At 36.5% G+C, this 15238-nt stretch carries 7 protein-coding genes and 3 pseudogenes; 2 read left to right on the top strand and 8 right to left on the bottom strand.

Features of this window, described 5'->3' with window-relative positions; all coding sequences use genetic code 11:
- Positions 1-162 precede the first annotated feature (162 nt).
- From L3081_RS09065 to manD, 4 genes and pseudogenes are all read right to left on the bottom strand, one after another.
- Positions 163-1038 carry a hypothetical protein gene (locus tag L3081_RS09065; RefSeq protein WP_242285051.1) on the bottom strand — a complete coding sequence of 292 codons (876 nt, stop codon included), beginning with the start codon at positions 1036-1038 and terminating at the stop codon, positions 163-165.
- A 154-nt stretch (positions 1039-1192) separates the two neighbouring features.
- Positions 1193-2970, bottom strand: a pseudogene (locus L3081_RS28160) (sodium:solute symporter family transporter).
- A gap of 60 nt (positions 2971-3030) precedes the next feature.
- Entirely contained in the window at positions 3031-4137 is a 1107-nt protein-coding gene (locus tag L3081_RS09050) for a Gfo/Idh/MocA family protein (protein ID WP_242285045.1), read from the bottom strand.
- 83 nt (positions 4138-4220) lie between these two features.
- On the bottom strand, positions 4221-5438 hold the full coding sequence (manD, locus tag L3081_RS09045; RefSeq protein WP_242285044.1) for a D-mannonate dehydratase ManD: 1218 nt from the start codon (positions 5436-5438) through the stop codon (positions 4221-4223).
- A gap of 366 nt (positions 5439-5804) precedes the next feature.
- Between manD and L3081_RS09040 the strand changes: the two genes are divergently transcribed.
- The gene (locus L3081_RS09040) at positions 5805-6182 is read left to right on the top strand and encodes a PH domain-containing protein (RefSeq protein WP_242285041.1); all 378 of its coding nucleotides are present in this window, start codon (positions 5805-5807) and stop codon (positions 6180-6182) included.
- Between the two features lie 351 nt (positions 6183-6533).
- Here the strand turns inward: L3081_RS09040 and L3081_RS09035 are convergent, their stop codons facing one another.
- From L3081_RS09035 to L3081_RS09020, 4 genes and pseudogenes are all read right to left on the bottom strand, one after another.
- Positions 6534-7685: a Wzz/FepE/Etk N-terminal domain-containing protein gene (locus L3081_RS09035; RefSeq protein ID WP_242285039.1), complete on the bottom strand. Its 1152-nt coding sequence runs from the start codon at positions 7683-7685 to the stop codon at positions 6534-6536.
- A 221-nt stretch (positions 7686-7906) separates the two neighbouring features.
- The gene (locus L3081_RS09030; RefSeq protein ID WP_242285032.1) at positions 7907-8947 is read right to left on the bottom strand and encodes an NAD-dependent epimerase/dehydratase family protein; all 1041 of its coding nucleotides are present in this window, start codon (positions 8945-8947) and stop codon (positions 7907-7909) included.
- A gap of 89 nt (positions 8948-9036) precedes the next feature.
- A pseudogene (gene tviB / locus L3081_RS09025) lies at positions 9037-10316 on the bottom strand (Vi polysaccharide biosynthesis UDP-N-acetylglucosamine C-6 dehydrogenase TviB).
- A gap of 24 nt (positions 10317-10340) precedes the next feature.
- On the bottom strand, positions 10341-13085 hold the full coding sequence (locus tag L3081_RS09020; protein WP_242285030.1) for an SLBB domain-containing protein: 2745 nt from the start codon (positions 13083-13085) through the stop codon (positions 10341-10343).
- 729 nt (positions 13086-13814) lie between these two features.
- Between L3081_RS09020 and L3081_RS09015 the strand changes: the two are divergent.
- Positions 13815-15199, top strand: a pseudogene (locus L3081_RS09015) (peptide MFS transporter).
- Positions 15200-15238: the final 39 nt, after the last annotated feature.

Raw genomic sequence — 15238 nt, 5'->3', positions numbered from 1 at the left:
TGTATAATTAAAATACTATATTGTTGAGGGAGGCGCGTATGGTTTAGACGAAAATGATTACGGCTACCCTACGGTACAAATCACGCTAATGGTAACGTTTAGGTAGTGGATAGCCTGGAGTTATCTCGCACTTAGTTAAGAAAGACTTACTAGTAGCATTTGTTAGTTAAGAATATTTATCACTGCCTCTTTAACGATACTGTAAGTTGATGATTCAACAAAGCCAAGTGAAAATTTTTGTGGTTTATTAAGAAATTTTTCTTTTCCGCTACGACCAAAGCCAAACACTGTCATATCGGGTCGGCTAACATAATTATCAGGATATTCATCGTCTTCATGATGTAGTAAATACAACATACGGGCACTCTTTACATCGCCAAAAGCTATCCATTCAACTGACGTTTTTTCCCTTGAAAATAAGTCACCTACAAACGGTTCACTGATTAACTGCTTTTCACTGTTACTTGAAGAAAACCAAAAGTCGGTATCATCCATTTCACCATAGGGCACACCTTCATATTGCACCCAATACTTATAACCAACACTCACCTTGGTCATGGTGAAATCTAAACGCTCTGGATAAAAATCCCATTGCCCTTGCCACTGCTGATTTTCCGAAGTAAAAATGATACGCACGTGTTGATCTGATTCAATATCTATTACGGAAGTTGATAAATCGGTTCCGACATTAAGCGCATGAAAGTAATTCCCGTCTTGCTTATGAATAGCATTTGGAAAACCACGATACTCGCCCTTATGCCCTGATCCTTTTGCATTGTGAAAACCAATCCAATCTACATCATCACTATCAAGCATACTTGATAAACCACCACCGTCTTTTTCTAGGTAGTAAGTTGCATTTGTGGTAGTGATGATATAGCTAGACACACCGCCTGCTGACTCATCAATACCGTATGTAAGCCTTACTATTGGCTTTACTTCCCTTTGATGATTTTCAATCGCGCACCCATAGATCAATAACACGGTGCATGATAATAAAACTAAACGTTTAGCATTTTCTAGTCGTGATAATTTCATCGATAATTCCTTTTAAATATTTGGTCATAATATAAATTGAATAAAAAATTACCAAAGGTATCAGTAACGTTTTATTCAATCCTGTAACCGATAACTATGCTTAAAAATATAACTAAGCTTTAAACAAAAGCTATAGTTAAACAAAAAATAAACGTTAACTTATCGTTAAATCGGCCGTTAATGCTGTTTTTAACTCTGCCTTTGCACTTCTCTTAAGTAAGATTCCAATACCTAAAATAATAAGTGCACAACAAACAAAAATTAAACGTCCCCACCATGGGTTAGGTATTAACGCCATAAAGACAATACCTGTGCCCATATACATCACCATAGAACCTAATTTATTACGTTGTTGACGGTCATAATCATCTTGCTCGCCATCTGCAACAATTGGTGTAACTAAGTCTTTAAAGAACGCATCTGTTTGCGCTTTATATTGATCTTTATCTTCTTTATAGAACAATGATGTTAAACAGAAAAAACCGGCCGTTATGACTAAATGTGCGCCTATGGTTAATATTAAGTTCATGTCTGTTGCTTCTCTTGAGGTAAATTCAGGTATGCCAATAAAACCAGAAAATACATCAGGTGTTAGTACATTCATCACAAACCAAGAAACAAATAAACCAATTAACACGGTAACCCATGGCGCCCATGAGGGGGTTTTCTTAATAAACAATCCGAAAATTAATGGGATAAGAATTGGAACTTGGATCATTACTGAGAAAGACATCATCAAATCAAACAAACTTAGCTCTTTTAGTGATTTGAAAAATAATGCCATAACAATAACTAGCAAGCCACTGACAAAACTTAATATTTTACCCATTTTCAACAAATGTGCATCATCAACAATTTTGTTACGCTTAGCTAAAAACGGTTGATAAATGCTACGAATAAAAATACCCGAATTTTTATTTAGCGCCGAATCCATTGACGACATAGACGCGGCGAATAAGGCAGCAAGTAATAACCCAACAGTACCCATAGGCATAGCATTTCGTGCAAACACTAAATACACAGCATCGGCTGCCTTATTGCCAAGTTCAGAATAAGCAGCAGCAGCATCGGGGTATAAAATGGCTGACGCCCAAGGCGGAATAAACCAAATAATACTACCAACTCCCATTAAGGCCATAGCCAGTAGTGATGCTTTTCTGGCGTTAACAGTGTCTTTCGCATTTAAAAAACGAAATGAATCATTTAAGTTCATGATCGTTATTAACTGCTTGGCAAGGAAGAATACAAAAGTGCCTACCAATAGCAATCCATAGTTCATATCAGGACCCATGACAAAGTCTGACGGAAAGTTAGTAACCACTCAACAGGACCGCCTACCATCACTAGTGCAACAATTGCACAAGCAACCGAAACTACAGCAACGACGAGTGTTTGTACAAAATCAGAAGCAACAACACCCCATGCCCCCGACAGTACTGAGATAAATAATACCGCTAAGCCAGTGGCAATAATGGTAACATTAATATCCGCTTCAAATACCGCACTGGTAAATACACCTAAGGCATTCAGCCAAATGCCTGCATTTAAGAAACTGAAAACAATTAATGCACAAGAGAAAAACAATTCATTTTGGCTACCAAAACGTCGTTTAATTCCCTCTGTTGGGGTATCTACACGCATTTGACGAAAACGATGAGAGAAAAATGCCCAACCACAAAAGTAAGCAAAGGTATTAGCAAAAAATACTAAGCTTACAGCAAAACCATCGGTAAAAGCTTTGCCTGCGGCGCCAGTAAAAGTCCACGCTGAAAATTGAGCCATAAAGGCGGTTGAACCTACCATCCACCACAGCATTCTACCGCCGCCACGAAAGTAATCACTTGTTGATTTAGCTGCCATCTTTTTGAAGGTAAAACCAATACCTACAACTAAAAGGAAATAACCAACTATTACTGCGTAATCATAAACCATGTTATCAACCTTTATTAAAGCTTACTTACGTCTACCCAGTAATTATTTTTCCGAATCAAGTCAATAAGTTCTTTGGTATTGACTACCTTCTTTAAAGGTTTGATAAGGTGATACTTTTTCTCCATGGATATCTTTAACCATTTCACGAATAAGATAACGCCAATTTCTTTCGGTATCACCTTCAACATTGGGAACATCGGCAGCTATATCTGTTGGCAATGCTTTTTCTAACCATTCATTTTTATCGCCACCGTTATGTTCACCATAAAGGTAAAGAGGACCCGCGCCATAATGACCTTTAATATAAATAGCCCCCTTGCTACCATAGAAAACGATATGATCTTCATTGAAACGAGGATGAAGTCCTCCATGTTTGAACATCACAGATACAGGCTTTTTAGCAAACTCACTTTCTAACTGAGCGAGCACGGTATAAGACCATTCAACGTTAGATTCACCCCATTTTAATGAGGGATCATTCACATCTTCTGGTATAAAGTCTCGACGGGTTTTAAAGTTATGAACACCTTCAACAATAGGTGCCCTACCTAAATCATCACGTACTTCCCCCATAATAGATAATATTTTTTCTCCCACGACAGAGGTAACAAGTGACATCATGTGGGTAAAGTTATTATTGAGACGCCCACCACCGTCTTCTTGTCGATGCGACCAACCGAAAGGAATATCTCGTTCTAAATTAAAATGAGAAATACACTCAACCTCCAAAGGTTCGCCAATGGCTCCTTCTGCCACTAACCGTTTAGCGTGTAATATTTCTGGCATGTATCTGAAGCTTGAGGCGAAAGCAGTTTTTACACCTTTTGCTACGGCTAATTCATATAACTCTGTTGACGTATCGCCATCAGCAGTCAGTGGTTTATCACAAAAAATATGACACCCAAAAGCAATTGCTTGTTTAATAGGCTCTACATGTGCCCCTCCAGGTGTTGCGATAGAAACCACATCAGGCTTACAATTTTCAAGAGCTTGTTGCCAATCTGTACCTGCATACGGAATACCCATATCTTGTGCCACTTTATGAACAACACTTTCCGTTCTGCCTACCATACCAACAACTTCTGCGCCAAGATATCTGAAGGCTTCAGCGTGACCTTGTCCTGCAAAACCAGTACCGTGAACTAATACTTTTACTTTATTACTCATGATTTTTCCTAATACTTTAACATTTAAATAAATGCCTTTATCTCTATGTAAGAACGACTATGCTTCTCTACCAACACCATCAATTACCAGTTCCAGAGCGTTCCATCTTCTAATCGACTTACCGGTAAATATGAACGCTTATATGGATACTCAGCTGCCGCTTCTTCATCAAATTCAACACCTAAACCCGGTGCCTCACTCATCATGCCCATGCCATTTTCTAAAGTGAATTTGTGTTTAAAAATGCGATTTAACTGTTCATTACCAAAACCAACAAACTCCTGAATACCAAAATTAGGTGCCCAAATATTTAAATGCATATGTGCGGCAAAACATATTGGTGATAAGTCAGGCGCGCCATGTGGTGCAGTTTTAACATTATATATACTGGCAAAATCAGTAATACGCTTAAGTGCAGTAATACCACCGGCATGTGTTGCGGCTACACGAATATAATCAATTAATTGATTTTGAATAAGGTCTTTACAGTCCCAAATAGTGTTATAGGTTTCACCAATCGCTAACGGTGTGGTAGTGTGATGACGCACAAGTTTGTAGCTGTCTTGATTTTCTGCTATAGCGCCATCTTCAAGGAAGAATAAATTATAAGGCTCTAATAATTTCCCCAATTTTGCCGCTTCAATGGGGGTTAAACGACTGTGAACATCGTGAGTAAAATGCACTTCATAACCAAAACGTTCACGGGCTTTTTTAAATAACTCAACAATTGAGTTAAAGTATTTAGCTGTTGACCATTCTTCCTCTGGCGGTAATGGCCGACTCCCTTGTAACTCAAAATAATCTTTTTTATCGCCAAGTACACCGTAAGTAACTTTTAAGCCGGGAATAGCCGATTGTAAACGAACGGCTTTAAAACCATTATCAATATGCTCTTGAACTTTATCTAACGTATCATTAATACTTTCACCGTTTGCGTGTGCGTAAAAAGTAACACCCTTACGGCTTTTCCCGCCTAATAATTGATATACAGGTAAATTAGCAACTTTACCTTTAATGTCCCAAAGAGCCATATCTATAGCCGCAATTGCTGCCATAGTAATAGGCCCTTTGCGCCAGTAAACGCCTTTGTATAAGTATTGCCAAATATCTTCAATTTCTTGAGGGTCGCGACCGATCAAACAAGGAGCTACATGTTCTTCTAAATAAGCGACAACCGCCATTTCTCGGCCATTTACTGTTGCATCGCCTAAACCATAAGTACCTTCGTCAGTAATTACTTTCACGGTAACGAAATTTCTTCCGGGGCTACAGACAAATACTTTAATTTCTCTAATTTTCAACTTATCTCCTCACTCTTTACAACAATAAACAGCTACTAACATGATGAGGCAAACTGTTTTACTAAGTTAATTAGCTGTGTTAATTAGCTAACTAACAAAACAGCGAAACGATTTACTAAACCGATTTAGTTAATTAGTTTAGCATAGTAAAAAGGGATGTCAACATTAGAGTATTTGAGGTTTTTATAGATAGATTTTATGGGTAACGGATCCGATAAAAATTGTGTTAAAGTTATTCGTACTAGCTTCCACTTTAGTTATTTAACACACTAATATGGCTTTGATTTTTGACGTTAACCCGCAACAAGGACGCTAGTTTAGTGGGAAGCCATTATGTTTAAACAATCATTCGACTATGGAGTATGTATGATAGATTTTGAGAATTCATCGGTTTTTAAGTTAAAACCTATAGAACCAGAAAAAGTGAGAGAAGATTTCCATAAGTTTATGATTGATGGAGAGTCTATTTTTGCCGCATTTAAAAGTATTAGAGACCAAGTTGTTTTTACAAATAAAAGAATTATTGCAGCTAATGTTCAAGGTATTACGGGCTCTAAAGTAGATTATACCTCTTTACCATACAGTAAAATTCAAGCTTTTTCAGTTGAGTCATCTGGTACCTTGGATTTAGACTGTGAAATTGAGGTTTATTTAAGTGAGCTAGGCATGGCTAGATTTGAAATTAGTGGCTCGTTTGATCTTATACAATTTAATCAATATATCAGTCAATATGTCCTTGACTAAAGAGTAAGTTAATTACGTTAGCATAGCTCATCGGTCTATCAACAATGAGAGTGATCCTCTAAACTTTTTATTGAAGATTATGGCGGTAATTCATTAATTATCGTCCAACACAGATAAGTAATGTCATAAATAGTTATACCAATTTCATTAATTAAGTGATCTATTTTATACGTAGAAAAAATGGCAAAATACAAGGCATTTATTTCAATAACGAGTTGTTCTTATTATTAAATAAATAACGATGTAGTGGGTGATTTTAGCAAGTAGAAATGATCACATAGTTGCTGAGATTGGTATTAGTTAAATAGTATAGTTAATTCTACTCTACTATTTAACTCTTCAGTATAAGTATTAAGTATTAACTACGGCCGTTTTATTTTTAGTAGCGAAGTGGCGCACAAATATTATAATTAACGATATCAATCCACCTAAAACAGTACCTAAAACAACGATTAATGCCCGTTTTGGTTTTGCCTTTTCTTCAGGGACTTGTGCGGGATCAACCGTTTTCAATACATATTCGGTTTTTACTTGCGTTAACATCATATTTTTTGTTTGTTCTTCTATTAACTGATAAAACACAGTTTCCATGGATGCTACCTTGGTTTCTTTTAATTGTGTAGTTAAATAATTAATAGAGTCCTGTGCTTCTTTTTTGTCTTGCTCTCTCATGTATTCATTTACATCATTAACTAACCAAGTTAACCATTGCTGTGCCATGAACGGCGAAAAATACTCGAGATCTATTGTAATCATTGAACTACTTTTATCTTGAGAAACACTGAGTAGGTTAGAGAACACGACAAACGCTTCCCAATAGGATGGTTCCGCTTTTTTTGGTAGTTTTACTTCTCGTTTCCATTTTTTATTATCTGGGTCGTAAATCGCTTGATCAATAATCAAGGTATTTGTAGTCATGTCCCAACCTTCGGCAGCCATAAGCGGTACAAGTAGTTCATATTTCGCAATAAACCGTTGGATAAATGACCGCGACTTTATTATTTCTAAAGCCAAATCGGTTTTATCACTTTGTCCTGCCCCTAAATTGATACCTGCCATACTAGCTAGACCACCAAACTGCCCTGCTAAAGCTGATAAACCGCCTGCGCCGGCTTCGTTTGATACTGGAGCTACTATTGTAGAAGCTTTATAAATATTGGGTTGAGCAAGTGCATAAAATATAGTGGCTATGGCAAAAACAATACTGATAAGGATAATGGTTAATTTTCCTGCCCAGATAACACGCCATAATTCATCTAAATTGATTTCATCTGATTTCGACTGATTTTGCTGCATTTGCATGAGTAACATTTGTTGTTGTAACACAGCATCAGTTGTGAAAGTATTTTCGACGGGATTGGCATTACCTTGGGGTGCTTGATGTTGCTTATCTGAGTGTTTAACTGAACTATCCGATGATGTATCGGTTGCACTATCCGTTGAACTAACAGTAGCGTTATCAATTGAGTTATTATTTATGCTTTTATCTAGGTTATTTGACACTTAATTTATTCACCAATCCAATATTTTATTATTTGTTAAGCGCTCAATATGTTATTTAATCTAATACAAAAGAGCAGATATTAACGTTACGATACTTACATAACAACACTAAAACCAAGATACCTTGCTCATGCAAATATCAAGGTGTTTTGTTGGTGTTATATAAAAACCAACACATAACATTCCTAACGTAAGCTGAGTAGTTTTAACTACCGTATTTTCTATTTTTTTGTCAAAAAATCGATGTACCAAGGCATAGCTTTATCAATACCTTGCTGTATTTTAAACTCTGGCTCAAAACCAATCATATTTTTTGCTTTAGAAATATCAGCTTGCGAGTGACGTACATCCCCTGCTCTAAAATCACGATAAACTGGAGGATTTTGATATGATACACCATTAGATTGTAAAGCGTTTTTCAGACTATCAAATAATTCGTTTAATGTTGTTCTATCACCCAAAGCAACATTATAAACTTGATTTTTACCACTTAAGTCAGCCGTTGCCGCTAAAATATTCGCTTGTACTGCATTTTCTATAAAGCAAAAATCTCGGCCGGTTTCGCCATCACCATTCACATATATTGCTTGGTTTTCGATCATTGCCGCAGTCCATTTAGGAATGACTGCAGCATAAGCACCGTCGGGGTCTTGTCTTTTACCAAAAACATTGAAATAACGTAAACCTGTGGTATTTAATCCATAGGTTTTATTAAAAACATCAGCATAGAGCTCATTAACATATTTAGTAACAGCATAGGGTGAAAGTGGTTTACCGATATTTTCTTCGACTTTAGGCAACGTTGGGTGGTCACCGTATGTTGAACTAGAGGCTGCATAAACGAAACTTTCTACTTCAGCATCTTTTGCCGCAACAAGCATATTCAAAAAACCAGTGATATTAGCTGAATTAGTTAATATAGGATCAACGATGGAGCGAGGCACTGAGCCTAGAGCCGCTTGATGTAGAATATAATCGACACGGTTATTTTTGGTTCCAATTGCTTTAATACAATCTTCACTTTGTCGAATATCGCCTTCAATAAAAGTGAAATTTTTCCATTGCTGCGTTGATACCTGTGTTTGTACTTCATCTAAATTATGCTGATGACCTGTAGCAAAATTGTCTAACCCTACCACTTTTTGATTTAACAATAAGAGTGTTTCTAATAAGTTAGAACCAATAAAACCCGCGCAACCGGTTACCAACCACGTTTTAGAGTTAGCCATTAATTGTTGTTTTATTTCTGTATAACGAGTCATTATTTATTGCCTTGTATTTTTCGATTACCTGTTTATTGCCCCAAAATAGACGATACGCTAGCCAACGGGGATTGCTTAATATTCAACAATTATAAGCGAATATCCGCTAACTGAGGATCAAGCATATATTTTAAATCGTAAATAACGTGTTCAGGGTGCATTAACCCTTTAATATCTTCATTTGACAATGCTTTGAACTGCTTGTGTGCTACAGCAAAAATAACCGCATCATAATGTGCCGTTTTAGGTTCTTCGATCAAATCAACACCGTATTCATGTTTTGCTTCTTTCGGATTAACCCAAGGATCATAAACATCAACATTAGTATTAAACTCAGCAAGCTCAGCTAGAATATCAACAATTTTAGTATTACGTACATCAGGGCAATTTTCTTTAAAGGTCAATCCCATCACTAAAACATTGGCACCATTAACGGCAATATTTCGCTTTATCATGGTTTTAATAAGTTGTGATACGACATAAGCTCCCATGCCGTCGTTAATACGACGACCAGCTAAAATAACTTCTGGGTTGTAACCAATAGATTGTGCTTTGTGCGTTAGATAATAAGGATCAACACCAATACAATGACCCCCTACTAAGCCTGGACGAAACGGTAAAAAGTTCCATTTGGTACCTGCGGCTTTAAGTACTTCTTCGGTATCAATATTGAGTTTATTGAAAATTACAGCTAATTCGTTGATTAAGGCGATATTCAAGTCACGTTGGGTATTTTCAATGACTTTTGCCGCTTCAGCTACTTGTATACTTGAGGCTTTATAAGTGCCGCCTGTAATAATAGAACTATATAGACTATCAATAAACGCCGCTATTTCAGGAGTTGAGCCTGAGGTCACTTTTAAAATATTAGTGACTCTGTGCTCTTTGTCGCCAGGATTAATTCGTTCTGGCGAATAACCGGCAAAAAAGTCTTTGTTAAATACCAAACCAGAGTTTTTTTCAATTTGTGGAATACAAACATCTTCAGTAGCACCTGGGTAAACAGTTGATTCATAGATAACTATATCACCCTTGCTAATCACGTTAGCCAACATCTGGCTAGCTTTGATTAATGGTGTTAAATCAGGCTGTTTGTGTTCATCAATAGGCGTTGGAACAGTGACAATATAGACATTACTGGCTTTTAATGCCTCAACATCACAAGCATATGAAATAAAGGCTGAGTCAGCCAATTCGTCTTTAGATACTTCCGCGTAAAATCGTGTCCTTGCTCTAACTCTTGTACACGTTGGCTATTAATATCAAAGCCTATCGTAGGGTATTTTTTACCAAATTCGACTGCCAGGGGTAAACCAACATAACCCAAACCTATTATTGCTATTTTTACTTCACTTAATGTGTGTGTCATTACACTCTTCCGTTTTAAATTTTATTAGATACCACTAATAGCGGCAACCGCTACAGCAGTGTTATACATAATTGTTGTTGCACTTGTCCATAAACTAATATTGTCCATATACTCGGTATCTAGTGGCACTACAACTGTATCACCCGGTTTTACAACATTATTACCTTCGCTTGAAAACCAATTGCCACCTTCCATAAGCTTAATACTGCCATTGGCGGAGATGATATAAATTCTTTCGTCGTCAGCACGTTTTTTGCTGCCTCCACTTTGAGCTAAATAATCCTCAGCTCGTAAACTACTATCATAAATATGTGATGAAGCAACTTGTACTTGCCCTATTACATTCACTGAGTTTTTCATTGTAGGAACATAAAGTACATCACCATTTTCTAATAGCACATCATAGTTATTCTCTTTCACCACTTTGGGTAGATCTAGAATTAAACGTCCTATTGGTTGTAATTTCGTTATATCTTGCAACATCTTCTGAACTTCAGTGTATGACTGTGAAAAGTTCTTATCTGATAATGATTTTGATGCCATTTCAATTCGTAAATCACCGGCTAACTTAATTAAGTTTTGCTGCTCTAACTCTTTAAGTTTAACACGAGTAAACACAGAACCTTCTTGGTGAGCAAACGAGGTAAAACCGCCTGCTTTATCAATAAGATCAGATAATTTTTCACCTCGGCGAATAGTGTATTTCCCTGGAAAAACAAACTCGCCCCGAAGTTCAACTACATGGTTTTCACTCCACGCAGGAATTTGATGAATATTAATTCTATCTTTACTTTGTAATAATAAATTAGCTTTATTGTCACCATTTAACGCTGCCGACAAATCGATGGAAAGTGACTTTTTCGTTACACCCCGGCTGTTTAATTGGCTTCTCGTTACATCAGCCCTTACCAAATATGCAGATTCATCTAAACCACCTGCTGCGGCAACTAAATCATCAATTCTACCATTGATTGCAAGCGGATACACTCCAGGAAACTTAACCGCTCCATCAACTTCAACTAACTGAATGGGCTGTCCTGCAGCGCCTTGACGTTTTAATTTCTGAATTATGGGGAGTAATAACCGTTGGCGGGAAAAAAGCGCGAGTTCTTTAATATCAACAATTTCTTTTACCTGTCCACCTGACATTTGTTCAATAGATTGATTAATTAATTCTGCAGCATTACTTTCTTCTTCATCAAGCTCTGATAATTTTTCTTGATCGCCGTACTCCAACCAAAACTGCTTCGTTTTAAATTTTTTCTTAGCGAGTTTTTGCTCTTGTATAAATAGCTCTTCTTGAGTAAATGCTAATGCATCAAGGCCAATAGCATTTTCACTTAATTTTTCAACTTGCGAAAAAATTAATACTTTATCATGTGGTTGTAACTGAATATTATCATCTGATTCTGGTGAACTAATCGCTTTTGCTAACGAAAATTGCAGCACTTCTATATTTCGCGCAATATCAATTTCACGGATAACTAAACTATAGTTTAAATCGGCATTAGCTAACAAATGAGAGTTAACCTTGGGGAGTAAGTCCGTAATTTTTTGTGCTTGATGCCATTGATATTTACCCGGGCGAGTAATAGCACCAATAAGTGTGACCGTTTTTGAAAACATATCAGCTGCTTTCATCACACGAATTTCGTCACCACCTTGAACTTTTTGTGCCATTTGTTTTGGGTTGGTGAAATCTAAATTGATAACACTGCGCAGGTTATTTTGGTTATAACGTTCAACAATAGTAGATTTGGCATACGCACTTGGGAGTAATCCCCCTGCCATCGTTGTTACATCGAAGAAATCATCCCCCTCTTTTAATTCATAAATGGTCAAGCGACGTACTTCACCATCAATAGAAACTGTTTTACCTACGGCATTAATAAAAACCACATCACCCGATTGTAGTAACACATCACCACTAGAGTCACCATGAATAAGTAAATCGTATAAGTCGAGTGTTTTTATTGTTTTACCCGCACGTTTTAGTTGAATATTTCGTAAACTACCAATATCACTAATGCCACCTGCGGCAAAAATAGCATGCGTTATGCTTGATAGTGAACTTAACGTGTATTGACCTGGTTTGTAGGCATCACCCAAAACAAATATCCGCATTGATCTTAATGAAGCTATGCCGATAACAACATCCACCCCAATAATTTTTTCTTTAATTTTGGCGCTTAGCAATTGTTTCATTTCACGAAATGATAAGCCTGAAACAGTAAAAGGACCGAGCTTAGGAAAAACTATTTGTCCTTCTCTATTGACTTCTAGCTCTAATTCACTAACTTCTTTACCAAAAATTTGAATTGATATTCGATCCCCTGGCGCCATCGTATAATCATTAGGAATAGCAATATCCATTGTGGGTGCAAAGGTTTGTGGCGCATTTGCAAAAACGTCATAGCCAAACGGAGCTAACTCTTCTACTTCTTCAAAATCATCCTTATCTTCTTGTTCGTCTCTTTCTATCACTTGATTGCCTTGGCTATCAAATTGAGTTCCCCGAGGATAATTTATGCTATTGGTTTGTTGTTCTGGTAGTTCCGAATTGAGACCTGACAATTGCCCCTTAATTTGAGTTATGTCAATTCCCATGCTTTGTGCTAATGCTTGTTGTTGGGCGACAGGTAATTTTTGAAATTGCTCAATTTGAGCCTGGCTTACTTGCGCTGCAATACTTGTAGAAACAGGGGTAATAAAAACAACTGAGACGAAAGCAAATAAGATAAATATACATTTTTTTATGAGGGACATCATTAGTGCAAAGAAATTCCTGTTATGCGTTTAAAACGCTTAAAATAACAACGTGAAAGTTTAACAGTATATATACTGTCTAACAACTTCAAAATAAGCCATTATAAATTAATATTAAACACATAACCCCTTATTTAGAAATGACTTGGGTATCTATTGAATGTTCTCTATGTAAGACTAAAAGCACTGTATAGCATGGAAGTAAATACTTAAAAAACAAACTTCGCTGTGATACTGATGTAGAAATTTTTGAGTTAATAGGAAAGATTTCGCTACACCATACAAACTCATTTACACTTTGTAAGTCGGTGAAACTTGCCTTTGAACAAAGACACAGGTATAAATGCACATTGTATACACTTTATTTGATATACATTTTATTTACCATTTGTTTACTTTTATGTAAATTAACCTGAACTTGGTTTAAGATGTGTTTAATCAGTTGAAATAATGAATAATATGATTTCAACTGATACTCTAGCTTGGGAGTTTTTGTTAATTCAAGGTGAATTTCGCGTCAATGGGTAGCCTATTGCAAGTAGATTTAACGATGAACTAATGAAACATAACAACTAGAAAAACATATATTAAGCCTTACTCAAGTTGAATTAGTGCTGAAATGTTTACTAACGCAAATATCTCTATTTAATATAATAATGAAAATTAGGACAATTTTATGACTCAACCTAATGCTTTGGTACTCTTTTTGGTCACCCAAAAGGACTTTTTCTATTGTTTGGTACTGAAATGTGGGAACGTTTCGGCTATTACGGTATGCGTGCCCTGTTGGTGCTCTATTTGGTGGCTAGTGTACAAGATGGAGGTTTCGGTCGACTCCTGCTGAAGCATTAAGCTTATATGGTACTTTTACAATGGCTGTGTACTTAACCCCTGTTTTAGGTGGTTGGCTTGCAGATAATTACATTGGTCAACGTAAAGCAATTCTCTTTGGCGGGTTAATATTTTCCTTAGGATATTTTACTTTAGGTATTCCCAAATCAATGATTGTTGGTATGGAAGAAACCGTATTCTATATTGGTTTAACGCTAATTATTATTGGTAATGGGTTATTTAAAGCTAACGTTTCCAGTTTAGTTGGTGATCTTTATGAAGAAGGAGATCATCGTCGTGATGGTGCATTTACCATTTTTTATATGGGTATTAATTTAGGTGCCTTTTTAGCTCCAATTTCTGTTGGTGTTATAGGAGAGCAAATTAACTGGCATTATGGATTTATTTTAGCCGGTTGCGGCATGATTATAGGTTTAATCTTACAACTCACCTTAGCAAATAAATATTTGGGCGATATTGGTGTACAGCCTTCAGCTAAACGCACCAAAGGTACTCAACAAGCAAAAGCACCGTTGACTTCTCAAGATATTGATAGAATGAAAGTAATACTAATTATGAGTATGTTTTCTGTTATTTTCTGGGCGGGCTTTGAACAAGCCGGTGGCTTATTTACCATTTATGCCTCTGATTTTACTGACCGCACTATGTTTGGTTTTGAAATTGCGGCTTCTTCATTCCAATCGTTAAATGCCATGTTCATTATATTACTCGCACCTGTTGTTGCATCTGTTTGGGTAAAAATGGGTTCTAATGAACCAACATCACCTAAAAAGTTTGCTTTAGCCATGTTATTTCTCGCCCTAGGCTTTTTTGTAATGCTTTGGGCTACTATGGTTCAAGGTGGTGATGTTACTGTTAAAGTGAGTATGCTGTTTTTAGTGTTTGCTTACCTTTTCCATACATTAGGTGAGTTATGCTTATCTCCTATTGGTTTGTCTATGGTAACTAAATTAGCACCGCTTAAATTTACGTCTGTATTGATGGGTATTTGGTTCTTATTTACAGCGCTTTCAAATAAATTAGCCGGTTTCATTGGCTCATTTGTTGGTGAAGGACAAGAAATGGTAGATAATGCCGCTAATATTTTCATGGGTGTTGGCCTTGCCGCTTTAATTACCAGTGTTATTATTTTCTTATCTGCAGGCAAACTAGTTGCATGGATGCATGGCGCCGAAGGACACCATACAGCCAATATTGAAGAGAGTTTAGAAGAAGAAATTGGTGTTACTGGTGTGCATGAAGGAATTTCTGAAACTCGTAATTAATGTAAGTTGGAATTTATTCTAACAGTATTATCATTATAC

The organism is Colwellia maritima, from assembly GCF_022669015.1.
In the GTDB taxonomy this organism is placed as follows: Bacteria; Pseudomonadota; Gammaproteobacteria; order Enterobacterales; family Alteromonadaceae; genus Colwellia; species Colwellia maritima.
Note: the sequence above shows the minus strand (reverse complement) of the source record. Positions and strands in the feature narration are given on the sequence as shown.

Excerpts from the sequence above, each read along its gene's own strand:
- L3081_RS09030 (WP_242285032.1), bottom strand. The coding sequence starts at position 8,947 with ATGACTCGTTATACAGAAATAAAACAACAATTAATGGCTAACTCTAAA.
- L3081_RS09065 (WP_242285051.1), bottom strand. The coding sequence starts at position 1,038 with ATGAAATTATCACGACTAGAAAATGCTAAACGTTTAGTTTTATTATCA.
- L3081_RS09050 (WP_242285045.1), bottom strand. The coding sequence starts at position 4,137 with ATGAGTAATAAAGTAAAAGTATTAGTTCACGGTACTGGTTTTGCAGGA.
- L3081_RS09020 (WP_242285030.1), bottom strand. The coding sequence starts at position 13,085 with ATGATGTCCCTCATAAAAAAATGTATATTTATCTTATTTGCTTTCGTC.
- L3081_RS09040 (WP_242285041.1), top strand. The coding sequence starts at position 5,805 with ATGATAGATTTTGAGAATTCATCGGTTTTTAAGTTAAAACCTATAGAA.